Source organism: Nocardioides zeae, assembly GCF_030818655.1.
Lineage (GTDB): Bacteria > Actinomycetota > Actinomycetes > Propionibacteriales > Nocardioidaceae > Nocardioides > Nocardioides zeae_A.
In genome coordinates this window covers 3,778,039-3,802,192 of record NZ_JAUTAN010000001.1, presented here as the reverse complement: position 1 = coordinate 3,802,192, position 24,154 = coordinate 3,778,039, and the positions used below count along the sequence as shown (strand labels likewise).

Annotated in this window: 27 protein-coding genes; 14 read left to right on the top strand and 13 right to left on the bottom strand. The window is 73.3% G+C overall.

The window, feature by feature from the left end; all coding sequences use genetic code 11:
• The first annotated feature begins 114 nt into the window (after positions 1-114).
• From QE405_RS18040 to QE405_RS18015, 6 genes are all read left to right on the top strand, one after another.
• Entirely contained in the window at positions 115-486 is a 372-nt protein-coding gene (locus QE405_RS18040) for a Crp/Fnr family transcriptional regulator (RefSeq protein ID WP_307203287.1), read from the top strand.
• On the top strand, positions 473-1,642 hold the full coding sequence (locus QE405_RS18035) for an adenylate/guanylate cyclase domain-containing protein (RefSeq protein WP_307203284.1): 1,170 nt from the start codon (positions 473-475) through the stop codon (positions 1,640-1,642). Before QE405_RS18040 ends, QE405_RS18035 begins: the two co-directional genes overlap by 14 nt.
• A 53-nt stretch (positions 1,643-1,695) precedes the next feature.
• A complete protein-coding gene (locus QE405_RS18030) occupies positions 1,696-2,313 on the top strand; it encodes an AIM24 family protein (RefSeq protein ID WP_307203282.1) in 618 nt (205 codons plus the stop codon).
• A gap of 11 nt (positions 2,314-2,324) precedes the next feature.
• The gene (locus QE405_RS18025; protein ID WP_307203280.1) at positions 2,325-2,966 is read left to right on the top strand and encodes an AIM24 family protein; all 642 of its coding nucleotides are present in this window, start codon (positions 2,325-2,327) and stop codon (positions 2,964-2,966) included.
• Positions 2,966-3,721 carry an AIM24 family protein gene (locus QE405_RS18020; RefSeq protein WP_307203278.1) on the top strand — a complete coding sequence of 252 codons (756 nt, stop codon included), beginning with the start codon at positions 2,966-2,968 and terminating at the stop codon, positions 3,719-3,721. Before QE405_RS18025 ends, QE405_RS18020 begins: the two co-directional genes overlap by 1 nt.
• Before the next feature lie 143 nt (positions 3,722-3,864).
• Positions 3,865-4,440, top strand: coding sequence for a TerD family protein (locus QE405_RS18015; RefSeq protein ID WP_307203276.1), 576 nt, complete (start codon positions 3,865-3,867; stop codon positions 4,438-4,440).
• A 220-nt stretch (positions 4,441-4,660) separates the two neighbouring features.
• On the opposite strand, the gene QE405_RS18010 is transcribed toward QE405_RS18015, so the two are convergent.
• Together QE405_RS18010 and QE405_RS18005 are read right to left on the bottom strand one after the other, a co-directional pair.
• Positions 4,661-5,605, bottom strand: coding sequence for a DUF5926 family protein (locus QE405_RS18010; protein WP_307203274.1), 945 nt, complete (start codon positions 5,603-5,605; stop codon positions 4,661-4,663).
• A 23-nt stretch (positions 5,606-5,628) separates the two neighbouring features.
• Positions 5,629-6,429 (bottom strand): glycerophosphodiester phosphodiesterase, encoded by an 801-nt coding sequence (locus tag QE405_RS18005; RefSeq protein WP_307203272.1) that lies wholly within the window; start codon positions 6,427-6,429, stop codon positions 5,629-5,631.
• A 353-nt stretch (positions 6,430-6,782) separates the two neighbouring features.
• On the opposite strand from QE405_RS18005, the gene QE405_RS18000 reads away from it, so the two are divergent.
• The 4 genes from QE405_RS18000 to QE405_RS17985 all read left to right on the top strand — a co-directional run bounded on the left by QE405_RS18000 (position 6,783) and on the right by QE405_RS17985 (position 10,095).
• The gene (locus tag QE405_RS18000; protein WP_307203270.1) at positions 6,783-8,255 is read left to right on the top strand and encodes an HNH endonuclease signature motif containing protein; all 1,473 of its coding nucleotides are present in this window, start codon (positions 6,783-6,785) and stop codon (positions 8,253-8,255) included.
• Positions 8,256-8,346: 91 nt separating this feature from the next.
• The gene (locus tag QE405_RS17995) at positions 8,347-9,213 is read left to right on the top strand and encodes an Fpg/Nei family DNA glycosylase (RefSeq protein WP_307203268.1); all 867 of its coding nucleotides are present in this window, start codon (positions 8,347-8,349) and stop codon (positions 9,211-9,213) included.
• Positions 9,214-9,230: 17 nt separating this feature from the next.
• Positions 9,231-9,749 (top strand): AAA family ATPase, encoded by a 519-nt coding sequence (locus QE405_RS17990; RefSeq protein ID WP_307203266.1) that lies wholly within the window; start codon positions 9,231-9,233, stop codon positions 9,747-9,749.
• Positions 9,750-9,759: 10 nt separating this feature from the next.
• Positions 9,760-10,095 carry a rhodanese-like domain-containing protein gene (locus tag QE405_RS17985; protein ID WP_307203264.1) on the top strand — a complete coding sequence of 112 codons (336 nt, stop codon included), beginning with the start codon at positions 9,760-9,762 and terminating at the stop codon, positions 10,093-10,095.
• A 3-nt stretch (positions 10,096-10,098) separates the two neighbouring features.
• Here QE405_RS17985 and QE405_RS17980 read toward each other — a convergent pair whose 3' ends face one another.
• The 6 genes from QE405_RS17980 to aat all read right to left on the bottom strand — a co-directional run bounded on the left by QE405_RS17980 (position 10,099) and on the right by aat (position 13,583).
• Entirely contained in the window at positions 10,099-10,587 is a 489-nt protein-coding gene (locus QE405_RS17980) for a hypothetical protein (protein WP_307203263.1), read from the bottom strand.
• A 19-nt stretch (positions 10,588-10,606) separates the two neighbouring features.
• Positions 10,607-11,143, bottom strand: a complete 537-nt coding sequence (locus QE405_RS17975; protein WP_307203261.1) for a hypothetical protein — start codon at positions 11,141-11,143, stop codon at positions 10,607-10,609.
• Between the two features lie 29 nt (positions 11,144-11,172).
• A complete protein-coding gene (locus QE405_RS17970) occupies positions 11,173-11,847 on the bottom strand; it encodes a DUF2510 domain-containing protein (RefSeq protein ID WP_307203259.1) in 675 nt (224 codons plus the stop codon).
• Positions 11,848-11,944: 97 nt separating this feature from the next.
• Positions 11,945-12,316, bottom strand: a complete 372-nt coding sequence (locus QE405_RS17965) for a hypothetical protein (protein WP_307203257.1) — start codon at positions 12,314-12,316, stop codon at positions 11,945-11,947.
• 76 nt (positions 12,317-12,392) lie between these two features.
• Positions 12,393-12,794, bottom strand: a complete 402-nt coding sequence (locus QE405_RS17960) for a hypothetical protein (protein ID WP_307203255.1) — start codon at positions 12,792-12,794, stop codon at positions 12,393-12,395.
• Between the two features lie 111 nt (positions 12,795-12,905).
• Entirely contained in the window at positions 12,906-13,583 is a 678-nt protein-coding gene (gene aat / locus QE405_RS17955; RefSeq protein WP_307203253.1) for a leucyl/phenylalanyl-tRNA--protein transferase, read from the bottom strand.
• Positions 13,584-13,634: 51 nt separating this feature from the next.
• On the opposite strand from aat, the gene QE405_RS17950 reads away from it, so the two are divergent.
• Positions 13,635-14,321 (top strand): EcsC family protein, encoded by a 687-nt coding sequence (locus QE405_RS17950; RefSeq protein WP_307203251.1) that lies wholly within the window; start codon positions 13,635-13,637, stop codon positions 14,319-14,321.
• A gap of 91 nt (positions 14,322-14,412) precedes the next feature.
• Here QE405_RS17950 and QE405_RS17945 read toward each other — a convergent pair whose 3' ends face one another.
• The gene (locus QE405_RS17945; RefSeq protein WP_307203249.1) at positions 14,413-15,918 is read right to left on the bottom strand and encodes a zinc ribbon domain-containing protein; all 1,506 of its coding nucleotides are present in this window, start codon (positions 15,916-15,918) and stop codon (positions 14,413-14,415) included.
• Positions 15,919-16,061: 143 nt separating this feature from the next.
• On the opposite strand from QE405_RS17945, the gene QE405_RS17940 reads away from it, so the two are divergent.
• Together QE405_RS17940 and QE405_RS17935 are read left to right on the top strand one after the other, a co-directional pair.
• Positions 16,062-16,619: an SACE_7040 family transcriptional regulator gene (locus QE405_RS17940; RefSeq protein WP_307203247.1), complete on the top strand. Its 558-nt coding sequence runs from the start codon at positions 16,062-16,064 to the stop codon at positions 16,617-16,619.
• 57 nt (positions 16,620-16,676) lie between these two features.
• Positions 16,677-17,327, top strand: a complete 651-nt coding sequence (locus QE405_RS17935) for a LysE family translocator (RefSeq protein WP_307203245.1) — start codon at positions 16,677-16,679, stop codon at positions 17,325-17,327.
• A gap of 19 nt (positions 17,328-17,346) precedes the next feature.
• Here the strand turns inward: QE405_RS17935 and QE405_RS17930 are convergent, their stop codons facing one another.
• Genes QE405_RS17930 through QE405_RS17915 form a run of 4 tightly spaced genes read right to left on the bottom strand, consistent with a single transcriptional unit; the run spans position 17,347 to position 23,404 of the window.
• On the bottom strand, positions 17,347-18,066 hold the full coding sequence (locus QE405_RS17930) for an SWIM zinc finger family protein (RefSeq protein WP_307203244.1): 720 nt from the start codon (positions 18,064-18,066) through the stop codon (positions 17,347-17,349).
• A 10-nt stretch (positions 18,067-18,076) separates the two neighbouring features.
• On the bottom strand, positions 18,077-20,941 hold the full coding sequence (locus QE405_RS17925) for a DEAD/DEAH box helicase (protein ID WP_307203242.1): 2,865 nt from the start codon (positions 20,939-20,941) through the stop codon (positions 18,077-18,079).
• Complete coding sequence (locus QE405_RS17920; RefSeq protein ID WP_307203240.1) at positions 20,938-22,845, bottom strand: MFS transporter; 1,908 nt, start codon at positions 22,843-22,845, stop codon at positions 20,938-20,940. Before QE405_RS17920 ends, QE405_RS17925 begins: the two co-directional genes overlap by 4 nt.
• A complete protein-coding gene (locus QE405_RS17915) occupies positions 22,838-23,404 on the bottom strand; it encodes a Chromate resistance protein ChrB (RefSeq protein WP_307203238.1) in 567 nt (188 codons plus the stop codon). Before QE405_RS17915 ends, QE405_RS17920 begins: the two co-directional genes overlap by 8 nt.
• Before the next feature lie 72 nt (positions 23,405-23,476).
• Between QE405_RS17915 and QE405_RS17910 the strand changes: the two genes are divergently transcribed.
• Positions 23,477-23,983, top strand: coding sequence for a glutathione peroxidase (locus tag QE405_RS17910; RefSeq protein ID WP_307203236.1), 507 nt, complete (start codon positions 23,477-23,479; stop codon positions 23,981-23,983).
• Positions 23,984-24,154 lie beyond the last annotated feature (171 nt).

Below are 24,154 nucleotides of genomic sequence, written 5' to 3'. Positions count from 1 at the left end.
TCGGGACGGCCCTGGACACCTCACGGCCCGTTCCGCCAGGATCGCGCCATATCGATCCTGATCATCACGAACCGGCACCGAGAGACGCTGCCGGTGAGTCCCGAGAGGTTGCGCATGCCCATCTTCGACGCACTGACCCCCGCCGAGATCGCCACGGTGAAGAAGGCGGGCACGGAGCTGCCGCTGCCGGCCGGCTGGTCGCCGATCAACGAGCGGACGGGCGCGGACAAGGCCTACATCATCCTCGAGGGAGAGGTGTCGGTGCGCCGCGGGGGCGAGGAGATCGCGACCCTCGGGCCCGGCGACATCATGGGCGAGATGGCGATCGTCAACCACACGCTCCGCTCGGCGACGGTGGTCGCGACCACCCGGCTCAAGGTGGTGCACCTGACCCCCCAGGCGATCGAGGAGCTGAGCTCGTCGGTCCCCGCCTTCGGCACCGCGATCCGCGCCGCTGCCGCCGAGCGTCTCGGTGGCAACGCCTGACCCGAGCCGCCAGGTCGAGGCGGCGCTGCTGGGCGGCGCGCCCCACCTGACGCGGCGCCAGGTCGCCGAGCGGGTCGGCGTGCCCCTCGCCCTGGCCGAGGAGCTGTGGCACCGCCTCGGCTTCCCCCACCACGGCGACGACGACGTGGCGTTCACCGACGCCGACGTCGAGGCGCTGTCGCTGGCCCGCGACCTCGTCATGCTCGGGATCCTCGACACCGAGTCGCAGGCCGCCCTCGTGCGCACGTGGGGCCGCAGCTTCGCGCGCCTGGCCGAGTGGCAGACCGACCTGCTCGCCCGGCGGGCCCTCGACTCCGACGAGCCGGACCTGCGGATCACGGAGCTGACGGCCGAGGTGCTGCCGCGCCTCGAGGTGCTGCAGAGCTACATCTGGCGGCGCCACCTCGCCAGTGCGGCCAACCGCATGCTCACGCCGACGACGGTTGCCACCGCCGGGGAGGCGACGACGACGCTCACCGTCGGGTTCGTCGACATCGTGGGCTACACGACGCAGAGCCGGAACCTCTCGGAGGCGGAGCTCGTCGCCTGGGTGGAGGGCTTCGAGGACACCGCCACGACCGTCGTGACCGACCACGCCGCCCGCGTCATCAAGACGATCGGCGACGAGGTCCTCTACGTGACCGACGACCCGGTCGCGGCCGTCGAGGTCGCCCTCACCCTCACCGAGCGCGGCGCCGACCCCGACGACCCGTTCCCGCAGGTGCGGGCGGGGCTGGCGCACGGCCAGGTCGTGGTGCGCCTCGGCGACGTCTACGGCAGCACCGTCAACGTGGCGGCCCGGCTCACCTCGCTCGCCCGGCCCGGGACCGTGGTGGTCGACGAGGGCCTGCAGCACGTGCTCGTGGGCCTCGCGACGCCGGACGAAGACGACCCGGACGAGCCCGACGACGACGAGGCCGACGAGCCCGACGGCTCCGAGCGGGGCGGGATCGCGCCGTACGACGAGGTGCGGCGCCGCGCGGAGGAGCTCGCCGACGACGCCTACCAGCGTGCCCGCGACGCGTTGTCCCTGCTGACCGGCGAGGAGAGCCCCGAGCACCTGCCCTACCGGTTCCGGAAGATCCGACGGGCCAGCGTGAAAGGTTTCCCGGGACTGCGCGGGCGGGTACTGCGCCGGGCGGAGCCGCACGGCTAGGCTCCGAACGGCCCGACGGGGGGACTCCCGCGGGGTGACCAGGGAGGCGCTGCGTGGCTCGTCTGACCGCGAACAAGAAGGTGTTGCTGGCGGACGTCGCCGGCACCACCGTGAGGGCGATGTCCGGCTCGATGGTGGCCTACCAGGGCCAGGTCGAGTTCAAGAGCGCCGGCATGGGCGGCGGGGGCGGCTTCCGCGCCGCGATCCGCCAGCGCGTCGCCGGCGAGTCGATCTCGCTCATGGAGTGCACCGGCAACGGCCGGGTGCACCTGGCCTACCAGGCGCAGGACGTCACCGTCATCAACGTGCAGAACGACACCGTGACCGTGGAGTCGGAGCACATCCTGGCCGTCGCGGGCGAGCTCCGGCTGGACGTGCAGTTCGCCGGGCTGCGCGGCATGACCACGGGCCAGGGCCTCGCCACCACGAAGGTGATGGGCTCCGGCCAGCTCGGCATCGTCTCCGACGGCCCGCTGATCGGCCTCGAGGTGGTGCCCGGCCAGCCGCTGGTCGTCGACCCGGACGCGTACGTCGCGGGGCTCGGCAACCTGCAGATGTCGCTGGTCTCGGGCGTGAGCTGGCGCTCGCTCGTCGGCGACGGAGGTGGCGAGCCGTTCTCGCTGCGGTTCGAGGGGCACGGCCGGGTGTACATCCAGCCGGCCGAGCGGTGAGGGGGCACGACGTGACGTACGAGGTCGTCAACTCCAAGGTGGTCCGCGTGCAGGTCTCGCAGGCCAACCCCGTGCTCGCCCGCCGCGGCGCGATGCTCGGCTACTCCGGGCAGGTCGCCTTCCGGCCCGTCTCGGGTGCCGCCCAGGGCGTCGGCGGCATGGTCGGCACGATGCTGGCCGGCGAGAGCAACAAGATGATGGTCGCCGAAGGCCAGGGCTCCGTGCTCTACGGCTTCCGGGGGCTCTACGTGACGGTCATCGACCTCACGGGCGACTCGCTCGTGGTCGAGGCCGACCGGCTGCTGGCCCACGACGCCCACCTGCAGACGGGCGTCGAGATGGTCGGCCAGGGCGGGGTCCGCTCCGCCGTCCGGGGCGCGATGACCGGCCAGGGGCTCTTCACCACGCGGGTCTCCGGCAACGGCACCGTCTCCGTGCTCTCCCACGGCGGCACGTTCCCCATCCAGCTCAACGGCGAGACCGTCGGCGTCGACCCGCAGGCGTACGTCGCGCACACCGGCGCGCTGCAGGTCGACCTCAAGGCGTCCGTCGGCATGCGCGACCTCATCGGCCGGGGCTCGGGCGAGGCGTTCCAGCTGCACGTCTCGGGCCACGGCACCGTCTACGTCCAGGCCTCGGAGGAGAAGTTCTGATGATCGACGGCATCGAGACCCCCACCTGGGACGCGAACAGCCTCCCGGCCGACGACAACGTCAACCCCTACGCGTTCTCCATCGCGCTCGCCGGCGAGTGGTTCGTGTCGAAGGGCGCGATGATCGCCTACTACGGCAACGTCGAGTTCGCCGGCGTCAGCCAGTACGCCTCGCGCGCGTCCTGGGTCGCCGCTCGCTTCTCCTCGCCGCTCTACGCCAGCGAGTGGGTCGTCGCGGCGGGGCAGGGCAAGGTGATCGTGGCCGACCGGGGCTACGACGTGAACTCCTACGACCTCGACGAGGGCAACCTCACGATCAAGCAGACCAACCTGCTGGGCTTCCAGACCTCGCTGGAGCTGAAGCAGTCGATCGTGCCGGGCTTCGTCACGCTCATCGGCACCGGCACGTTCCTCGCCTCCTCCAACGGGCCGGTCATCTTCGTGGAGCCGCCGTTCCGCGCCGACCCCGACGCCCTCCTGGGCTGGGCCGACTGCCCCTCGCCGAGCCAGCACTACGACCACCACTGGATGGCGCAGTCGTTCATGGCCGGCATCCAGGGCATGTTCGGGCGCGAGTCGGGCGAGGAGCGGCAGTACGACTTCACCGGCGCCGGCACGATCCTCATGCAGAGCTCGGAGCAGCTGCGCGTGGACGGCGCGCTGCTGAAGCTCGTGGAGAGCCAGACGAACCTCCTCGACGCGCAGTCCGCGGGGGCGCTGGGGCAGCGGCTCGTGCAGCGCTCGCAGCAGCAGTAGGGCGGTCGCCGCGGCGTACGGAGTGTGAACACCCGCCGTGGCGGGCACTCCGGCGACCACCGGTTCGTTGAACTCGACGAACCACGACGACGCACCACCAACGATCCCGGCGACCGCCGGGGTCACGACGGAAGGAAAGCTTCATGGGAGTCTCGCTCAGCAAGGGCGGCAACGTCTCGCTGTCGAAGGAGGCCCCGGGCCTCACCGCGATCGACATCGGCCTCGGCTGGGACGTCAACACGTTCTCGGGTGGCGACTTCGACCTCGACGCGTCCGCGATCCTGCTCGGCGCCAGCGGCAAGGTCGTCTCCGACCAGCACTTCATCTTCTTCAACAACCTGAAGTCCCCGGACGGCTCGGTCGAGCACGCCGGTGACAACACGACGGGTGAGGGCGACGGCGACGACGAGGTCATCAAGGCCAACCTCGCCTCCGTTCCGGCCGAGATCGAGCGCATCGTCGTCGCGGTCTCGATCTACGACGCCGAGACCCGCAGCCAGAACTTCGGCGCGGTGCGCAACGCGTTCATCCGTGTCGTGAACCAGGCCAACGGCTCGGAGATCGCCCGCTACGACCTGTCGGAGGACGCCTCCGTCGAGACCGCCATGGTCTTCGGCGAGGTCTACCGCAACGGTGGCGAGTGGAAGTTCAAGGCCGTCGGCCAGGGCTACGCCTCGGGCCTGCGCGGCATCGCCTCGGACTTCGGGGTCAACGTCTGACCCGACCGGGTCGCAGAGACAGCGACGGCCGGCACCCAGGAGGGTGCCGGCCGTCGTTCACGTTGAGGGTCCGGCCGCTGCTGACGGGGGATACAGCAACGACCGGACGAGAGGAATCTACTGATCCGACCGGCCGGTGGCAACTCCCCACGGCCACCGGTCTCCCGTGTCGCGTGCCACCTGACCTGCGCGTTCGCTGGAATCTGACTCAGCGGATGGGTCAGCGGATGGTCACCTGACGGCCCGCGAGCGCCGACCGCACGGACCGCTGCTCGGTCGTCAGGGGCTCGGTGGTGGCCAGTGCGGCGTCGAGCCGCTGCCGGAACGCAGCCGCGCCCTCCTCGAGCACCTCGGCGCCGGTGCCGGCGGGCAGGTCCCACACCGGGGTCAGCAGACCGTGGGCGCGGAACATGCCGACGAGCTTCGAGCCCTCCGCGACCTGGTCCTCGCCGGCCGCGTGCAGTCGGGCGAGGGCGTCGAGCAGCTCGTCCTCGGGCTCCGGCATCACCCAGCGCAGGTGCTCCTTGGTGTGCACGTCGGCCCAGTACGCCGCGGGCACAGCCGCCAGCTTGCGGCTCGGCGTCATCTGGGCGTCGGCCTGCTCGGCCGCGGAGGCGACGGCACCCGTCTCGTCGCCGATGAGGTCGCTCCAGTAGCCGAAGGACTCGTGCACGGTGACGTCGAGCGGCTCGTCGACGATCAGGTCCTGAAGGCGCGGGCCCTCCCCCGGGTCGCTCGTCAGGCCGACCGTGCCGGTCTCGCCCTGCTCGGCGTACGCGAGCGCCTGCACGAGCACGGCACCCAGGTCGCGGGCGGGGTCGCCGAAGCTGTGGAGCACCTGCAGCGCGAGCACGACGCGGCCGTCGGCGTCGACGTACGCGGGCGCGGCCCCGGGCAGCAGGGTGGCCAGCACGACCTCGCGGTCGCCCTCCTTGAGGGTCAGCGGCGCGGTCGCCGCGGGGACGAGCTCGCGCAGCGCGATGAGGTCGCCCTCGGCGGCGAGGCCCTCGAAGGGGCGCTTCACGAACACCGGCGGCGGGCCGTCGGGCGAGCCGTGGCACGCCTTGTAGCGCCGGCCCGAGCCGCACGGGCAGGGCTGTCGGGGCCCGACCTCGCCGGGGGTCTGCTGCTGGTCACGTGCCTTGGTGCGGGAGCGCTTCGCCATGCGCGCCAGCGTAGAGGGCCGCCTCAGGTGCCGTCCGTGGGGAGGGCGTCGACGAGCCCGCGCATCACGCGGGGGCGGTCGGTGATCACGGCCGTGACGCCGAGGCTGCGGCACAGCTCGAGCTGCTCGGGCGTGTTGACGGTCCAGACGTTGATCTCGTGCGGCGACTCCGCCAGTCGCCAGGCGAGGCCGGGGTGGTCGGTGAGCTCGCCGATGCCGGGGCCGACCATCCAGTCGCGGCCGATCATGCGGCGCAGGGCGGGCCACATCTCCGCGCGCTCGAAGAGCTGCACCACCCGCACCTCCGGCGCGAGCCGCTGCACCCGCTGCAGCGCGGTGTGGGCGAAGCTCATGACCCGCACCGGCGCGTCGGCGCCGTCCCAGCCGAACTCGCTCAGCAGCTGCACGAGGCGGCGCTCGACGAGGCCGCCGTACCGGGTCGGGTGCTTGGTCTCGATGAGCAGCTCGACGCGGCGCGGCGCCTCCGCGGCGACCTCCATGAGCCGGCGCAGCGTGAGCACGCCGTGCATCGACTCGTCGACGACCGGCGCCTCGTCGTCGAGCTCCGCCCAGGGCCGCTTCCAGGAGGCGATGTCCAGCTGGTGGAGGTCGGCGAGCTCCATCGTTGAGATGAGCCCCCGGCGCTGCGCGGCGACGCGGCGGAGGTCGCGGTCGTGGACGCAGACGAGGTGCCCGTCGGCGGTCAGCCGCACGTCGCACTCCAGCCCGTCGGCGCCCGCCTCGATCGCGGCGAGGAAGGCGCCGAGCGTGTGCTCGGCGTTCTCCTCGCTGTCCCCCCGGTGCGCGACGACCTGCGGCCTCATGCGGACCATCCTGCCCGTCGTGGGCGTCGAGTTGGGTTGTACGGCGCGGCGGGTGTGTCGAGGTGGGTTGTAAGGCGCGGCGGGAGCGCCGAGGTGGGTTGTAAGGCGCGGCGGGTGCGTCGAGTTGTCATGTACGCCGCGGCGGGGGCGTCGAGGTGGGTCGAACGGCGCGGCGGGGGCGTCGAGGTGGGTCGAACGGCGCGGCGGGCGCGCCGAGATGCTATATACGCCGCGGCCCAGGTTGGGGACTCGTCGCTGCGTACGTGACAACTCGACGCCGGCCTCGGATCGGTCATCCACAGATCACCACCAAAAGGTGGTTATCGAATGTCTGTTCGATTAGAGTTGGGGTCATGGATCGGGGGACCCAGCACACGGCGACCGCGTTGATCGACGCGGTCCGCGAGCGCGCCACGGCGGCTCGTGTCGCGGAAGCGGCTGCGTTCGTCGCCGTGGGCGACTGGGCGACGGCGCACACCTCCGAGGAGGTCGTGGGCGATCCGATCACGGCGTTGGGCGAGTGGCGCGAGGAGTCCTTCGTCGAGGCTCTGGCGGGGGATCAGTTCCTCGAACTGGGCGGCCCGGGAGCGCCGGTGGTGGCGGAGTTCTGCATCGGCGAGGTCGCCGCCGCCCGGGGGTGCTCGTTCGACGCCGCACGGCGACTGGTGGGGGATGCGATCGAGCTGCGCTACCGCCTCCCGCGTGTCCAGGCCCGGATCGCCGCGGGTGAGGTCGACGTCTGGCGCGGACGCCGCATCGCGCAGAGCACCCGCACCTTGACGTTCGAGGCGGCGAGCTTCGTGGACCGCCACATCGCGTACGTCGCGCACAAGGCCACCGGTCCCGAGGTCGACCGTTTGGTGGCGGAGGCCGCGGCGCGGTTCGACCCGGAGACCACCGAAGCCGAACGGGCCGAGGCTGACGGAGGACGCCACCTCACGATCGAGCTGGGCGACATCGGCTACACCGACCCGCTCACTGGGTGCCTGCGCGGGACCGTGGACGTCCACGGGACCCTCGACCTGGCCGACGCGCTCGACCTGGAGCGCACGGTCGCGCACGTGGCGCGGCAGCTGGTCGCCCTGGGGTGCGACCAAGACCTCGACGTCCGCCGCTCCATCGCCCTCGGTGAGATCGCCCGGCGCTGCGACGGTGTCACGACGCTCCAGTACGACGCGGCCAGCGGGCCTGATGGCGACGAGACCCGACCGGTCCAGCGGGCGCGGCGCGAGGTCGTGCTGTTCGTCCATCTCGACCAGGCCGCGATCGCCGGCACCCTGAACGGGTTCGGTCCCGGGATCGACGCCTGCACCGGCATGACGGGGATCGACCTGGCCCGCCTCGACACCCCCGGCGCACCCCGCGGCGCAATCACCGCCGAGCAGGTCCAGGCCTGGTGCGCCAGCCCGGACACCACCGTCACGATCAGGCCGATCATCGACCTCAACCTCGAGGACGCCGTGAACGGCTACACCCCACCGGACCGCATCGCCGACCACGTCCGCGCCCGCTGGCCCCGCTGCGTCTTCCCCTACTGCACCCGCAGCTCACGCACCGCCGACCTCGACCACTGCCGCGCCTACGACGACAACGGCCCACCCGGCCAGACCTCGACCAAGAACCTCTTCCCGCTCTGCCGGCGTCACCACCGCATGAAGACCCACCGCGAGATGACCACCGGCAACAAATGGACCTACCGCCCCACCGACCCCACCGACCCCACCCAGAACGAGCCACCGAACGCCGTCATCTGGACCAGCCCGATGGGCCTGCGCTACCTCGTCGACCGCGACGGCACCCACCCCTGGCCACCAACGACCACCTAGCGCCGCCCACACCTCACCGCCGCCCGCCCACACCCCGTGACCGGGCGGCGAAGCATGCCCACCCGCGGGCACCCGGCGCTAGGCTCGCCGCATGCCCGAGCTGCCCGAGGTGGAGGCGCTGGCGCTCGACCTGAGCGGCCGGCTGGACGGCCGCGCGATCGCGAAGGTCCACGTCGCCGCGTTCAGTGCCCTGAAGACCTTCGACCCGCCCCTGACGGCGCTCGAGGGCGCATTCGTCGACGGCGTCACTCGCCACGGCAAGTTCCTCGACATCGACGCCGGCGGTCTGCACCTCGTGCTGCACCTGGCCCGGGCGGGCTGGGTCCGCTGGCGCGACGAGGTGCCGACGATCCCGCCGAAGCCGAGCAGCAAGTCGACCCTCGCCGTGCGGGTCGTGCTCGACGACGGTTCCGGCCTCGACGTCACGGAGGCGGGCACGCGGAAGAGCCTGGCGATGTACGTCGTGCACGACCCCGCCGACGTCCCTGGCATCGCCCGCCTCGGGCCCGATCCGTTGACGCCCGACTTCACCCGCGACGTGCTCGCCGCGATCCTCCAGCGCGCCGGCCGCGCCCAGATCAAGGGCGTGTTGCGCGACCAGTCGATCATCGCGGGCATCGGCAACGCCTACTCCGACGAGCTGCTCCACGCCGCCAAGCTGTCGCCCTTCAAGCCGGCGAACAGCCTCACCGACGAGCAGGTCGACACCCTCCACGCGGCGCTCGACGGGGTGGTGGGGGACGCCGTACGGCGCTCCCGCGGTCTCGCGGCGAGCGAGCTGAAGGGCGAGAAGAAGACCAACCTGGCCGTCCACGGCAGGACGGGCGAGACCTGTCCCGTGTGCGGCGACGTCGTGCGCGAGGTGTCGTTCGCCGACTCGAGCCTGCAGTACTGCGCCACCTGCCAGACCGGCGGCAAACCGCTCGCCGACCGGCGGATGTCGAAGCTGCTCAAGTGAGGCGCTGACGGCTCCACGTGCTGGGCGCCAGCGGCTCGGGCACGACGACGCTCGGGCGCGCCCTCGCGGACCACTGGTCGGTGCCGCACGCCGACGCGGACGACTACTTCTGGGTGCCGACGGCCCCGCCGTACGTCACGAAGCGTCCCGTGCCTGACCGGCTGAGCCTGATGGCGACGATGTTCCTCCCGCGCGAGGCCTGGGTGCTGTCCGGTTCGATGCTCGGCTGGGGCGAGGACGTCGTCGAGGCCTGCAACGCCATCGTCTTCCTCACCCTCGACCCGGCCGAGCGGATGCGCCGCCTCGAGCAGCGCGAGGAACGCCGCCGGGCCGGCGAGACGTACGACGCGGAGGCGTTGGCCGCGTTCATGACGTGGGCCCGCGGGTACGACGACCCGACGTTCGAGGGACGCAGCCGCGTCGGTCACGAGGCCTGGCTGGCCGACCGCCGGCAACCCGTGCTCCGCCTCGACAGCACCCGGGGGCCTGCAGAGCTGGTGCGGGAGGTCCTCCGGTGGGAACCGGTCCGCCGGTAGCGTCTCCCCCATGGTCTCCATCCCCACCGTCTCCATCGACGGCGTCCCGAACCCCCTGCCCGAGGGCCTCGCCGTGCTCGACGTGCGCGAGCCCCACGAGTGGGAGGCGGGGCACATCGCCGGTGCCGTCCACATCCCGCTCAGCGAGCTCCCGGCGCGCCTCGACGAGGTGCCGACGGAGCAGACGCTCGTCGTGTGCAAGGCGGGCGGCCGCTCCGGTCAGGCCGTGGCGTGGCTGTCGCAGCAGGGACGTGACGTCGTCAACCTCGACGGCGGGATGCTCGACTGGGCCGGGGCCGGGCGCCCGATGGAGAGCAGCACGGGTCAGCCCCCGCACGTGGCCTGACGGTCAGTCCTCCGTGGGCTCGGCCGACGGCTCGATCGTCTGCGGCGGGTTCGTCACCTGCGGGCAGCCCTCGAGGTAGCGCGACCACGCCTCCAGCTGCGCGATCTGCTCGGGCGGGTAGTCGGGCTGCTCCAGCTCGGCCGCCACGGCGTCGGTGGGCACCTGCGCGGCGTACTCCTGCAGCAGCGCGAGTCCCGCCGCCGCGTCGTCCGGCAGGTCGGTGGGCCGCTCGACGTCGCTCATGCTCTGCGCCCAGAGGCGCAGGTCCTCCCCGGTCTCCATGAACGCCACGAGGCCGGCGGCGGTGCAGAAGTCCTCGAGCACCTGGTCGGGACCCAGGGTCGTCTCGAGCGCCGTCGGTGCGGTCGACGGCGAGCCCGACGACCCGTCGGCCCCGTCGCTGTCCCCGTCGCCACCGCCGTCGCTGCACCCGCTGGCCAGCAGGAGCACGGCGGCCGCCGTGGCGGTGAGGACGGAGCGGGTACGACGCACGCGGCTCACGCTACCCGCGTCACAGGCAGAGGTCGGCCTCGTAGTCGGCGTACGCGTCGAAGTCGGCGCGGTCCGACGGGCTGAGGTCGTCGTAGGGATTGTCGCTGTCGAAGTCGGCCGTCGGCGCGCCGTCGATCTCGCGCAGCACCTCGAGGTAGAGGAGGAAGCCGGCACGCTGGTCGGAGTCCGCGCCCGTGGGGGTCCCGACCTCGGCGAGGTCGTCCGCGACGGGGTCGGTGTCGAAGTGCGTCACGATGCCGTCGATCTGGTCACCGATGTCGTCGTCGGCCGCCACGACCGCCTCGCAGAAGTCGTCCTCGGACGCGTCCGTCGGGGGCTCGTCGGACGGCGCCTCGGTCGCGGAGGTGGTCGACGTCGTCGACGGGTCACCCCCCGGGTCGGCGGACGGGTCGGCGGACGGGTCGTCGCCCCCGCCGAGCAGCAGCACCGCCCCGATCGCGACGAGGCCGGCCACGATCACCGTGGTCAGCGCCACGGCGAGCAGGGTGCGCCCGCCGACAGCACCGCGCTGGCCGTGGGTCGTGCGTCGTCGCATCCGCTCGCGCTCCGTCCGGGGCCGTCTCATCAGAAGCTGGCGCAGGTCTCCGTGTAGTAGTCGCCGAACGCCTCCTCGCCGTCGAGCTCGGCCTCGTCCTGCTCCTCGAACTCGTCGACCGTCAGCCCGTTGCCGGCCTCCATGGCCTCGATGATCGCCTCGAAACCCGTGCGGGCGTCGTCGGGGATGTCCGCGGGCGTGCCCGTGGCCTTCAGCACCTCGATCGCCACCCCGAAGTCGACGGTCTCGTCGCCCTCCTGCGTCGACTGGTCCAGGATCTCCTCACCGGCGACCTGCATGGCCGCGCAGAAGTCGTCCTCGCTCGCGTCGGTCGGCAGGTCGAAGGTCGGGCTGGTGACGGTCTCGCTCGGACGTGCGTCACGGTCCCGGTCGCGGTCGTCGTCGCGGTCGCTGCTGTCGTCGCGATCGTCGTCACCGCCGAGGGTGAGCACGAGGACGACCACCACCAGCGCGACCACCGCGACCAGAGCGACCACCAGGGCGACGACCAGACCGGTCCGCTTCGGACCCGGCGTGGGCTGGCCCGGCGTGGGCTGGCCCGGCGGCGCACCCGGGAACCCCGGCTGACCCGGCAGCCCTCCCGCCGGGAACGCGGGAGGCGGCGGCTGCTCCCCCCACGTCGTGCCGTTCCACCAGCGCTGCGTGCCGGAACCGTCGTCGTACCAACCAGGAGGAGTGCTCACCGGCCACATTGTGTACGACGCGCACCTCCCCGAAACATCACGAGGCGCCGGCGGCGTGAGCCACCGGCGCCTCGTGCTGGACGCTGCTGCGGGACCGTCAGGCGCCGCTGCAGGTCTCGAGGTAGTAGTCGCCGAACTCGTCGTCGCCGTCGAGGTCGTCGCTCTCGTCGTTGACCTCGTCGACGGTCTTGCCGTCGAGCTCCTTCATCGCGTCGAGGACGGACTCGAAGCCCTCCCGGGCGTCGTCGGAGATGCCCTCCGGCGTGCCCGTGCTCTCGAGCTCGTCGATGGCGTCGCCGAAGTCGACCTTCTCGTCGCCGTCCTTCTCGCCCTGCTCGACGATGGACTGGCCGGCACTCGTCATCGCGTCGCAGAAGTCGGACTCGCTGGCGTCGGTCGGGGCGCCGCCGCAGGCGGTCAGGGTGGCGCCGGCCAGCACGAGGGCGGCGGCGGACAGAACTCGCTTCATGGAAGTCTCCTCGATCTCGGGGATGTCATCGGGTCACACGCGGTGCTCCGCCGGGGGCCGGCGGGACGGCGGACCGTCAGAACATGCCTTCCTCACCGCAGGTGTCGCTCACGTAGTCGCCGAAGGCGTCGACCTTGTCGTTGTCGTCCTCGCTGATCTTCTCGTCGTCGAGGTCGTTGATCTCCTCCTCGCCGAGACCGTTGCCGGCGTCGCGGAACTCCGTCACGACGACCTCGAAGCCCTCGCGCGCGTCCTCGCTGATGCCCTCGGGCGTGCCGACGTCGGCGAGGTCGTTGGCGTAGTCCTCCGCGTTGAACTCCTCGTTCTCCTGGTCGAAGTACTCGAGGATCGCCGTCCCGCCGGCGACACCGCAGAAGTCGTCCTCGCTGGCGTCGGTGGGGGCGTCCACGCCACCGCCGCAGGCGGTGAGGGAGGCGCCGGCGAGCACCAGCGCAGCGACGGAAAGAACACGCTTCATGAAGGCTCCTAGGTCTCGGGGGGCCACCCGCGTCCGCACGTCGGCGGCGGTGGCGCGAGCGGCACCATCCCCGGGCCGCACCGCGCCAAACCCGACCGACTCAGGAATTTCTCAGTGGTCGAAGGGCGCCGGCAGCGGCAGGGTCAGCGCGCGCTCCAGCCGCGCCAGGTACTCCGCCCGGTCCACCTCGACGACGCCGAGGCTCGCGAGGTGCGGCGTCCGCCACTGCACGTCGAGCAGGCGTGGCGCGGGGAGCTCGGCCGCATCGGCGGCGAGCAGCTCGACCAGTCCGACGAGTGCCACCTTCGAGGCGTCGCGGACCCGGTGGAACATCGACTCGCCGGCGAACAGCCCGCCGATCGCCACGCCGTACAGGCCGCCGACGAGCTCGTCCCCCTGCCACGCCTCCACCGAGTGCGCCCAGCCGAGGTCGTGGAGGCAGCCGTAGGCCTCCGCGACGCGGTCGTCGATCCATGCCCCGCTGCGCGACGGGTCGGCGCACCCGGCGACGACCTCGGCGAACGCCGTGTCGACGCGGATGTCGAAGTCGCGCCGGGCCCGGCGCAGCGAGCGGCTGACCCGCACCTCGTCGAGCGGCAGCACGCCGCGGCGCAACGGCGAGAACCACAGGAGGTGGTCGTCCTCGGGCATCGGGAACTGCCCGCTGCGGTACGCCGCGAGGAGGGTCCCCGGCTCCAAGTCGGCCCCCGCGCCGACCACGTCATCGTCGAGCGTGCGCAGGCGCGGGTCGCCGAAGTCCCAGTAGGTGGGAGGCGGTTCGACGGGCACGGCTCCAACGTACGCGGGGCCGCATGACCGGGTGCTCCCTACGATCTGCGCATGGGGCTGAAGCAGACACTGGGCCGAGCGGCCGCGTCCAACGTGCCGACCGTGGCACCCAAGCTGACATCCGGGTTCGTGCGGAAGGCGTTGCACCACGCCATCCACGGAGCCGGACCACTCAAGCCGGCCGCCGAGGCGGCCGCCTCCTACCTGGCCGACCACGACGGCGACGTCGAGGCCGCGATCAAGGCGGCACAGCTGCGGCACGCCCAGTACGCCGGCGCCCAGGGCCTGCTGACCAACGTCGGCGGCATCGTGACGGTGGCCGTGACCATCCCCGCGAACATCTCGGGGCTGACGATGATCCAGGCCCGGCTCATCGCGATCACGGCCCACCTGCGGGGCTACGACCTCGACGATCCCCGGGTCCAGAACGCCGTGCTCGCCTGCATGATGGGACCCGGCGAGGTCAAGCGCATGCTCAAGAAGAAGACCATCCCGGCGCCGCCGATGGCGATCGCGACCGCGCCGCAGCACGACCCCGAGCTCGACGTGCGGCTGTCGAACGAGGTCGCCGTCGACCTCATCACCCGCGTCATGGGCAAGCGCTTCGCCGTCACCGTGAGCCGCCGCGTGCCCGTGCTGGGCGGCGTGGTCGGCATGACCGCGGACGGCTGGGCGACGTGGCAGCTGGGCCGGTACGCCGCGAGCGAGCTCCTGGCCCGCCCGAAGAAGGCCTCCTGACCCGGTCCTGACCCGGTGCTGACCCGGTCCTGACCCGGGTCGTGGTGCGAGCCCCGCGGATTCCGCAGGCCTCGCACCACGACCGCGGGGGTCAGTTGAGGTAGACCGAGATGTAGTCGTCCGGGTCGGCGCTCGGGAGCACGTCCGTCACGTCCGCCGCGATGAGCACCGTGTAGGTGCCGGGCACCGCCTCGAACGAGCAGGTCTCGTCGCCGAACACCTCGGCGTCGTTCGCCGAGCAGACGGTGGTGCCCTCCGCGTCGTACACCGCGATCCGGATGTCGAAGTCGGGGTAGAGGTTGGTCGCGTCGACCGTCATCGAGCCCCCCGTCGTCACCTGGAAGTCGAGGCTGGCCAGCGCCGGCTCGCCCTCGGCGGTCGGGTCCGCGAGCGTGGTCGGCGAGTTGAAGGTCATGCCGTTGGGGAACCGGCCCTCGGCCAGGTCGCCGGCCGGCTCGGTCGGCTCGTCGGTGGGCTGCTCGTCAGCCGGCACGCCGGGCTCCGGGAGCGTGAGGCCCGGCTCGGTCGCCACCACGAGGGTCTCGTCGTAGAGGTAGCACCCCTCGCCGTCACCGCAGAAGTACTCGGCGGCGTCCGTCGTGAACAGCCCCTCCGGCACCAGGTAGTCGGAGCTCGTCAGGTCGAAGAACGCCGCCCCGATCGGCGCGCCGTCCTCCACCGGCACCTCGTCGCCGGGCTCGAGGTCGTTCGCCGAGATCACGTCGACGAACAGCTCGACGGTGTCGGCGTCACCGGAGTAGTCCAGCGTGATCGTCTGCGTGCCGTCCTCGGCCGCAGCCCAGACCGCGAACGGGTCGTCGCCCTCCCACGTCTCGAGCATCACGAACTCGTCGGCGTCGACGTCCGGCTCCCCCAGGTCGCCGTTGCCCTCGGCCGCGAGCAGCACCAGCTGGTTCTCCTCCACGCCCTCCAGCTCCACCTCGACCCGGCCGTCGGTCACGTCGAACTCGTTCGTCGCGCCGAGCTCGATGCCTGTCGAGGTGTCGCGGTCGCGGTCACGGTCGTTGTCGCCGTCGTTGCTGTCGTCCCGGTTGACGACGAAGAAGACGACGATCGCCGCGACGATCGCGAGCACGAGCACCACGGCGCCGACGACGATCCAGATGCCCTTGCCCTTCTTGCCACCCTGGCCACCCGGGCCGCCGGGCCCGCCGGGCCCGCCGGGGCCGAACCCGCCGCCGTACCCTCCCGGCGCCTGCGGGTAGCCCTGGCTGTAGCCCTGCCCGTACCCCTGCCCGTACCCCTGCCCGTAGCCCTGGCCCTGGTCGTAGCCCTGGCCGTAGCCCTGGCCCTGGTCGTAGCCCTGGTCGTAGCCCTGGCCGTAGCCCTGCTGCCCGTAGCCCTGCTGCCCGTACCCCTGCTGGCCATAGCCCTGCCCGTAGGGCTGGTTCCCGTAGGACTGGTCGCCGTAGCCACCGCCCTGCGGCGGGTAGGGCTCGCCCACGGAGGTGGGGGCGTCGCCGGACGTGCTCCCGCCGTACGGCGCGTTCGAGCCCGCGTCGACGGGGGTGCCGCAGCGGTCGCAGAAGGCGGAGCCCGGGGTGATCTCGCCGCCGCAGGCGGTGCAGGTGGACATGAGCAGCTCCTCGGTCAGGGTCGTGTCGAGGCCGGGAGCCGCAAGGGGCGGGTCCGGCTGGCGGCGTCGTCTACCCCGACCGTGCGTGGTCTAACCCGCTGGCCCGTACCGCCCGGTGGTGAACGACCGTTAACCTGAGCCCCGTGACCACGCCGACCCGCCGCGAGCAGATCCTCGCCACCGCGGCCGCGCTCTTCGCCCGCCGCGGCTTCCACGGAGTCGCCGTCACCGACATCGGCGCCGCCTGCGGGATCTCCGGTCCGGCGCTCTACAAGCACTTCGCGTCGAAGGACGCGCTGCTGGCGGAGCTCCTCGTCGGGATCAGCGAGGAGCTGCTGCGGGTGGGCCTGGAGCGGGTCGAGGCCGCCGACTCCCCGCGCGCGGCGCTCGACGCGCTCGTCGACTGGCACCTCTCCTTCGCGCTCGACCACCGCGACCTCATCGTCGTGCAGGACCGTGACTGGAGCTCGCTGCCCGACGAGGCGCGGGAGCAGGTGCGCCGGCTCCAGCGTGCGTACGTCGACGTGTGGGCCGACCGGCTCCGCGAGCTCGACCCGCACCTCGGCCTCGAGGCCGCCCGCGCCACCGCGCACGCCACCTTCGGCCTGCTGAACTCGACGCCGCACAGCGCGCTGCTGCCCGACGCCGCGATGCGGGAGCTGCTGCACGGCATGGCGCTGCGGGGGTTCGGGGTCGCCTGAGCGACGAGTTCCGCGAAACGGCTTGCGAAGCGGCCCGGCCACCCCGACCATCGCTCCGTGCCCGAACTCCACCAGTGGGGAGCCTTCCTCCTCGCCTCGCTCCTGTTCATCCAGCTGCCCGGACCCAGCCTCCTCTTCACGATCGGCCGTGCCCTGACGGTCGGACGTCGCGACGCGCTGCTGTCGGTCGTGGGCAACGGCACGGGCATCTTCGTGCAGGTGCTGCTCGTCGCCGTCGGCCTCGGCGCGGTGGTCGCGGCGAGCGCGACGGCGTACACCGTGGTGAAGATCGTGGGCGCCGTCTACGTCGTCTACCTCGGCATCCAGGCCGTCCGCCACCGCGCCGACGCCCGGCGGACCCTCGAGGAGGCCAGCGCCGCTGCGGAGGCGGCACCCGCCACCTCCCCGCTCTCCGCGCTGCGGGTCGGGGCGCTCGTCGGGGTCACCAACCCCAAGACGCTCGTCTTCTTCGTCGCCTTCCTGCCGCAGTTCACCGACCCGTCGGCCGGTACGACGGGGCTCCAGGTGGCCACGCTCGGGCTCGCGTTCGCCGCGATGGCGGTCGTGTCGGACTCCGTCTGGGCCCTGGTCGCCTCGCAGGCCCGCGCCTGGTTCGCCCGCCGGCCCGCCCGTCTCGACCGCCTCGGCGCGACCGGGGGCGTGATGATGGTCGGGCTCGGCGCGTCGATGCTGGTGGCCGACCGCTAGAGCCCGGGCAGGGCGCACGTCACCAGCGCTCCGGCACCTCGCCCCGCTCGAGGGCCGCCAGCAACCGGGCGGCCCGGAGCGCGGCATCGACCGCCACGTCGAGCTCGTCGGGCCCGTCGGGTTGGTCCGGCTGGTCGGGGTCCCCGGTCGCTCCGGTCGGCGCCGGGCCCCGCGCGTGCAGGCGGACCAGCAGGTCCTCCCGCGGCAGACCACGGAGCGCGAGCAGCACGAACGGATCCTCCGCCAGCAGCCAGCCGAGCTGCACGAGCACGGCGAGCGCGTGGGCGCAGGGATCCAGCGTGTGCGGACAGGTGCAGGTGGTGGCGAGCTCGCCGCCGTACGGCAGCAGCTCGGCCCCCACCTCCTCCGCCTCCTCGACGAGCTGGTGGGGCAGATCGCCCGCCAGGAGCGCGGCGATGCGACCCGCCTCGGCGGCGACCACCTCGACGAGGCCGGCGAGGGCCTCGTCGTCGCACCGGGGCACCTCGACCGTCACGGTCCAGGCGTCGTCGTCGTCGCGCACGGCCGCCAGCGCCGAGCCCGGCCCGATCCCGATCGCGCCCACCATGCCGGCGCGGGCCAGCCGGGACCCGTCACGCAGGTCGCGCTCGGCGAAGGCCGCCTCCTCGACGGCGCGGGCCCACGCCTTCGCCCACCACGGGCGGGGGCCGCTCGACCGGCGGGGCGCCAGGCGCGGGTGGGTGACCCGGACCTCCGGCACCGAGCCCGGTCCCGGCACTGGCGCCACCTCAGGCCGTCCCGGGATCGCGGCGCAGCGTGACGAGGTCGCGCAGCTCGGCGTCGTCGAGCTCCGTGAGCGCGGCCTCCCCGCGACCGAGCACCGCGTCGGCCAGACCGCGCTTGCGGCGCAGCAGCTCGGCGATGCGCTCCTCGATCGTGCCGCGCGTGACGAAGCGGTGCACCTGGACGGGGCGGGTCTGGCCGATCCGGTAGGCCCGGTCGGTCGCCTGCTCCTCGACGGCGGGGTTCCACCAGCGGTCGACGTGGACCACGTGGTCGGCGCGCGTGAGGTTGAGCCCGGTGCCGCCGGCCTTCAGGGAGAGCAGGAAGACCGGCGGACCGCCCGCCTCCGGACCGGCCTGGAACGCGGCCACCATGCGCTCGCGCTCGGCGACCGGCGTCTGGCCGTGGAGGAGCTGCAGCCCCACCCCCGCCGCCGCGAGATGGCGCTCCACGAGGCGCGCCATCGCGACGTACTGCGTGAAGACCAGCACCGACGAGCCCTCGGCCACGACCGTGCGCACGAGCTCGTCGAGCAGGTCGAGCTTCTCCGAGCGGCCCGCGATCCGCCCCTGGCTCTGCTTGAGGAAGTGGGCGGGGTGGTTGCAGATTTGCTTGAGCCCGGTGAGCATCGCGAGCACCAGGCCGCGCCGGGCGTCCTCGTCGGAGCGCTGGATGCGCTCCATGCAGTCGCGCACGTAGGTCTCGTAGAGCACGACCTGCTCCCGCGTCAGGTCGAGCAGGTGGTCGGTCTCGGTCTTGGGCGGCAGCTCCGGGGCGATGCCCGGGTCGGACTTGCGGCGACGGAGCAGGAACGACCCGATGAGGTCGGCGAACTGCCGCGCCTTCTCCGGGTCGACGCCCGACTCGATGGGCGCCGCCCAGACCTTGCGGAACGCGTTGCGGCTGCCGAGCAGACCGGGTGTCGCCCAGTCGAGGATCGCCCAGAGCTCCGTGAGGTTGTTCTCCACCGGCGTGCCCGTGAGCGCGACCCGCGCGTCGGTCTCGAGCCGGCGCAGCGCGCGGGCCGTGCCGGAGGCGGGGTTCTTCACGTGCTGCGCCTCGTCGGCCACCACGAGGCCCCACCGCAGGCCCGCCAGCGCCCGGGTCTCGCCGGTGAGGTCGCTGCGCATCGTGCCGTAGGTCGTCAGCACGAACCCGGGGTCGCCCTCGGCGCTCGTGGCGACGTCGAGGGTCTCCTCCGTCGTCGCGCCGAGCGAGCGCGCCGTGCCGTGGAACCGCCGCACCGGGACCCCGGGCGCGAACCGCCGGATCTCCGCCTCCCAGTTGCCGAGCAGGGAGGCCGGGCAGACGACGAGGGTCGGGCGACGCGGCTGCTCGGGGTCGGCCGCCGCCCGCTCGGCCCGGTGGAGGTGGAGCGCGATGAGCGTCAGGGTCTTGCCGAGACCCATGTCGTCGGCGAGGCAGGCGCCCAGCCCGAGCCCGGTCAGCTCGGCCAGCCAGGTGAGGCCGTGCCGCTGGTAGTCGCGCAGCGTCGCCTCCAGCCCCGCCGGAGGCGGCACCGGCTCCCGGCTCGCGGCACCGGTGATGCGCTCGCGGACCTTCAGCAGGGACGCCCCGACGATCACCTCCGCCGGCGCGTCGTCGAGGTCGACCACCCCGGTGAGGGCGGCGGCGAGCGCCTGCGTCGGCCGTACGGCGCGCACCAGCCGCTTCCGGGCCCGCCGCGCGACCTCGGGATCGACGACGGTCCAGGAGCCGCGCAGCTTGACGATCGGCGCCGCAGCACGGGCCAGCTCGTCCATCTCGTCGTGGGTCAGGGGCTCGCCGTGGAGCGCCACCTGCCACGAGAAGGCGAACATCGCCTCCGGCCCGAAGAGGCCGTCGTGGAGCAGGTCCTCCCGCTTGCCGCGGGCGCCGTCGCGCGGGGCTCCCGTGTGGTCGAGCACGGCGCGGGTGGTGAGGTCGTGGCCCAGGCTGCGCGGCCAGAGCACGTCGACGCCGCGGTCGCGCAGGGCGCCGACACCGTCCTCCAGCAGGCTCGCGATCTCGTCGGAGTCGAGCGTGATCTCGTCGGGCACCGCGAGGGCCAGGAGCCGGTCGAGCACCGGCCAGGCGCCTGCCGCCTCGCGCAGCGCGATCGTCGCGTGGGTGCGGGCGCGGGAGCCGAACCCGTGGCGGTCGTGACCGTCGGGGTCGTCGCTCCACAGCAGCGCCGCGTCGCACAGGTGGAGCGGGTTGCGCTCGTCGTGCACCTGCAGCACGAGGCGCACCGCGCCCGCGACGAGCTCCTCCTCGTCGGCCTCGACCCGCAGGGACAGGGTGACCAGCTGCGGGAGGCTCTCCTCGGCCCGCGCCCGCTGCGCCGCCTGGATCCGCTCCCGCAGGCGGTCGGTGAAGGCCGCGCGGGCCGGCACCGGCACGGCGTCCGTGGGGGCCGGACGGGGGCGGCCGACGCCCGGGCGGGTCCCGCGGTCGCCCCGGCTCCCCCGCGCCAGGCTCGCGCCCGCGCTCGGCGGGGTGCGCGGCATCGTGTCGACGACGGCGTCGAGGGCCGCGCGGCCGATGGCGAACGCCGCGGCGGCGTCGATGTCGTCGTGGGCCCGGGCCCGGGCCAGCTGCGTCAGGCGGTCGTGGTCGTCGGGCTCGAGCACCGCGCGCCAGCAGTCGGCGCTCTCGTCGGGCTCGAACCGCCCCGCGGCCACCATGCGCACGGCGAGCAGCGCCGCGCCCGCGAGCAGGCCCACGCTCGGGTGCGCCGATGCGTCGGACTGCGCCCGCGTCAGCACCGGGAGGGCCGCGCGGATCGGCAGCGCCACCTCCCGCCCGCCACCGGTGAACTCCACCGCGCTCTCGCGCGGCACGGCACCGGGACGGAACGTCGCGGGACCGACGAGGGGGACGAAGCTCACCAGGACCTCAAGGGTGGGGGACGGACGATCGAGAGCCCGACGAACCTAGCGCGGACCGCCGACGGTCCTGACGGCGTCGGTCGGGGTCGGTCGGAGCCGGTCAGAACAGCACGACGTTGTCGGGGTCGAGCACCCCGATGCCGAGCACGAGCAGCGGAGGCAGGAGGTAGCCGGCCACCACCACGCCGGCCCACGGCCACCGCCAGTGCCGCCGGAAGACCCGCCACAGCGCGGCACCGAGCAGCACGAACATCCCGACCCAGAGGACGGCCCCCAGCAGCGCGAACGGCAGGGTCTCGGCGTAGTCGTAGGAGCCGACGAACCGATCGCGGTGCACGACGAGGTGCATCGCGAGCACCGCGAAGGCGGCCACGGGCGTCAGCACGAGGCCGACCGCCCCGCTGACGAGGCCGACGATCCACGGCCCGGCCACCGGCATCCACTCGTCGCGGCGACGGCGGCGCTCCCGCCGGGCGTCCCACGTCCTCCGCGCCTTCCGGGCCTCGTGCTCCACCTGGGCGGGACTGCCCCGCCACGGCTCGGCCGTCGCGATCGGTTCCCGCCGCTCCGCCCACCGTCCGCTCGTCCCGTAGGCCGGTGCCTCGTGGTCCCCCATGCCCCGCCCCCCGTTCGCCTGGTCGTGGACCGACCGTACCGACGATCCGGCCCGGTGTCGCCGCCCTGGTCACCCCACCCGGGTGGCCGCCCCCCCGCGCCGGGCGTCCGCCCGGACGGTGCAGCACCCCGACGAGCAGCACGGCCGCGACCACCTGCGCGGCGGCGACGAGCGCGACGAGCACCCAGCGGTGCTGCTCGTAGAGGCCGCCCGCGACCACGCCGCCCACCAGCGCTGCGACGCCCTGGAAGGCGGCGAAGACGCCGTACGCCGTGGCCAACCGCTCCCGGGGCACGAGGTCCGCGACGAGCGCCTTCACCGTCGAGTCCTGCACGCCGGCGGCGAGGGCCCACAGCGCCAGCCCGACCAGGACCAGGTCGAGGCGGTCGGCCAGCGCCAGGACGGGGACCAGCGCGACGATCGGGGCCAGCACGTGCAGCACCCGCCCCTGCCAGCGGTCGTAGGCCCAACCCGTCGCCAGCGCGCCGAGCGCGGCGACGAGCATGGCGCCGGCGTAGACGAGCGGCACCACGGCCACCGTCACCAGTCCGGCGTCGACCAGGTGGAAGGAGAGGACCCCGAAGGTGGTCAGGCCGGCCGTCGTGGCGGCCACCGCTGCGGCGAACAGGAAGAACGGCCGGGGCAGCGCCGCGCGCGGCAGGTCCACCGGTGTCCGCAGCCCGTGCTCGCGGGGCGACAGGCGCGACCGCAGCACCGCCAGCAGCAGGAGGGCCAGGGCTCCCGGCACCGCCAGCAGCGCCAGCGACGTCGCCGTGGTCGCGCCCACCGCGAGCAGGCCCGCAACGGCCAGCGGACCTGCGAAGGCCCCGACCTGGTCCAGGGCCTTGTGCACCGCGAAGCCCTTGCCCCGGCCCACCTCCCGCGCGGCGTCGGCGAGCAGCGCCGACTTCGACGGGCTCCGCACGGCCTTGCCCGCCCGCTCCAGCAGGATGAGCACGGCCGCGACCCCGAGCCCCGCCGCGCCCAGTGCCGGCGCGACCGCCAGGAGCGGCACGCAGACCGCGGTCATGCCGTACCCGACGACCGTCAGCGTCCAGTGGCGCCCCCACCGGTCCGCGAGCGGGCCGGAGACCAGCCGCAGCACGAGGGCCATCGCCTCCCCCGCGCCCGTGATGAGACCCACGACCAGCGCCGAGGCGCCGAGCGCCGCCAGGTAGGGACCCGCGACCGCGCGCATGCCCTCGTAGACCATGTCGGCGCACAGGCTGACGAGCCCGAAGACGGTGACGGTGCGCCAGGGCGACCAGGAGCCGGGACGGTCAGCCATCGGTGGGCTCGTCGGCCGGGAGGTTGGCCGCGAAGACGAGCTCGGCGTACGCGGCGAGCTCCTCCGTCACCGCCGCCAGCCGGGCGGTCGCGTCCGCCGCCTCGGGCAGGCCGAGCGCGTCGCGTCGCAGGAGGTCGCGGTGCCAGCGCCGCAGCCGCTCGAGGCTCTGCTCCTCCTCCTCGAGCTCGCCGAACGTCAGCTTCTGCTGCGCGATCTCCTTCGCGATCTCGGCGCTCAGCTTGCCGCAGTCCCGCACCAGCTCGGCCCACTCGTCCCGCCGCACCGCCTCGAAGGCGTCGCGCAGGAGGCCGAGGTCGTCGGAGGCGTACGGCGCGGCCACCAGCACCGTCATGGACCCGCCGCCCCGCTCGACGAGCTCCCGCACCGTCGGCAGGTGGTCGGTGAACGCGGGCAGGTCGGGCAGCGTCCACACGCCTGCGGCCGCGGGTACGGCGCCGGCACGCCGCAGCTCGCGCCAGACCGCCACCCGGTGGCGGGACGGCTGCGCCGGGACCTTGGGCACGACCAACAGCCAGCGGAGGTCGGTAGCACTCGTCACGTGCAGAAATGTAGCGACTGTTACAACGCATCTGCGCTCGGGGGGCGCCGAGCCGCGTCGTACCCTGCGCTCATGACCCTTCTCGACACCCCCATCGCCCGCCTCGACGGCACCCCCGCGACCCTCGGCGAGATCACGGGCGGGCGCCCGGCCCTGCTGGTCAACGTGGCGAGCAAGTGCGGGCTGACGCCGCAGTACGAGGCCCTCGAGCAGCTCGCCGAGACCTACGCCGACCGCCTGGCCGTCGTCGGCCTGCCCTGCAACCAGTTCGGCGGCCAGGAGCCCGGCACCAGCGAGGAGATCGCGGAGTTCTGCTCGGCGACGTACGGCGTCTCCTTCCCGATGACCGAGAAGATCGAGGTCAACGGCGAGGGCCGTCACGCGGTGTACGACGCGCTCGTCGGCCAGCCGTACGACGACGAGGGCGGCTTCAAGAAGAACCCCGAGCCCGGCGACGTGCAGTGGAACTTCGAGAAGTTCCTCGTCGACGGCGACGGCCGGGTCGTGGCGCGCTTCGCCCCGACGACGACCCCCGACGACCCCGCGCTCGTCGCCGCCGTGCAGGGCCTCGTCGGCTGACCCCGCCCGACCCGGTGGTCTAGATCACCCGGCCGCGGGGGCAATTGGCTCAAGACTTCTGCAAGACCCGCGCGTTGGGCAGGGAGGGTGCCGGGTCCGCAGCGCTGCGGACCCGTTCGGGGGCAGAGGGCACCGCCACGTCCATGCGCTCGGGCTCGACCCGGGCGCCGC

What these genes read in the sequence shown, in the direction of transcription:
- QE405_RS18040 (WP_307203287.1), top strand. Translation starts at nt 115, where the DNA reads ATGCCCATCTTCGACGCACTGACCCCCGCCGAGATCGCCACGGTGAAG.
- QE405_RS18020 (WP_307203278.1), top strand. Translation starts at nt 2,966, where the DNA reads ATGATCGACGGCATCGAGACCCCCACCTGGGACGCGAACAGCCTCCCG.
- QE405_RS18015 (WP_307203276.1), top strand. Translation starts at nt 3,865, where the DNA reads ATGGGAGTCTCGCTCAGCAAGGGCGGCAACGTCTCGCTGTCGAAGGAG.
- QE405_RS18010 (WP_307203274.1), bottom strand. Translation starts at nt 5,605, where the DNA reads ATGGCGAAGCGCTCCCGCACCAAGGCACGTGACCAGCAGCAGACCCCC.
- QE405_RS18005 (WP_307203272.1), bottom strand. Translation starts at nt 6,429, where the DNA reads ATGAGGCCGCAGGTCGTCGCGCACCGGGGGGACAGCGAGGAGAACGCC.
- QE405_RS18000 (WP_307203270.1), top strand. Translation starts at nt 6,783, where the DNA reads ATGGATCGGGGGACCCAGCACACGGCGACCGCGTTGATCGACGCGGTC.
- QE405_RS17995 (WP_307203268.1), top strand. Translation starts at nt 8,347, where the DNA reads ATGCCCGAGCTGCCCGAGGTGGAGGCGCTGGCGCTCGACCTGAGCGGC.
- QE405_RS17985 (WP_307203264.1), top strand. Translation starts at nt 9,760, where the DNA reads ATGGTCTCCATCCCCACCGTCTCCATCGACGGCGTCCCGAACCCCCTG.
- QE405_RS17975 (WP_307203261.1), bottom strand. Translation starts at nt 11,143, where the DNA reads ATGCGACGACGCACGACCCACGGCCAGCGCGGTGCTGTCGGCGGGCGC.
- QE405_RS17965 (WP_307203257.1), bottom strand. Translation starts at nt 12,316, where the DNA reads ATGAAGCGAGTTCTGTCCGCCGCCGCCCTCGTGCTGGCCGGCGCCACC.
- QE405_RS17960 (WP_307203255.1), bottom strand. Translation starts at nt 12,794, where the DNA reads ATGAAGCGTGTTCTTTCCGTCGCTGCGCTGGTGCTCGCCGGCGCCTCC.
- QE405_RS17950 (WP_307203251.1), top strand. Translation starts at nt 13,635, where the DNA reads ATGGGGCTGAAGCAGACACTGGGCCGAGCGGCCGCGTCCAACGTGCCG.
- QE405_RS17945 (WP_307203249.1), bottom strand. Translation starts at nt 15,918, where the DNA reads ATGTCCACCTGCACCGCCTGCGGCGGCGAGATCACCCCGGGCTCCGCC.
- QE405_RS17920 (WP_307203240.1), bottom strand. Translation starts at nt 22,845, where the DNA reads ATGGCTGACCGTCCCGGCTCCTGGTCGCCCTGGCGCACCGTCACCGTC.
- QE405_RS17910 (WP_307203236.1), top strand. Translation starts at nt 23,477, where the DNA reads ATGACCCTTCTCGACACCCCCATCGCCCGCCTCGACGGCACCCCCGCG.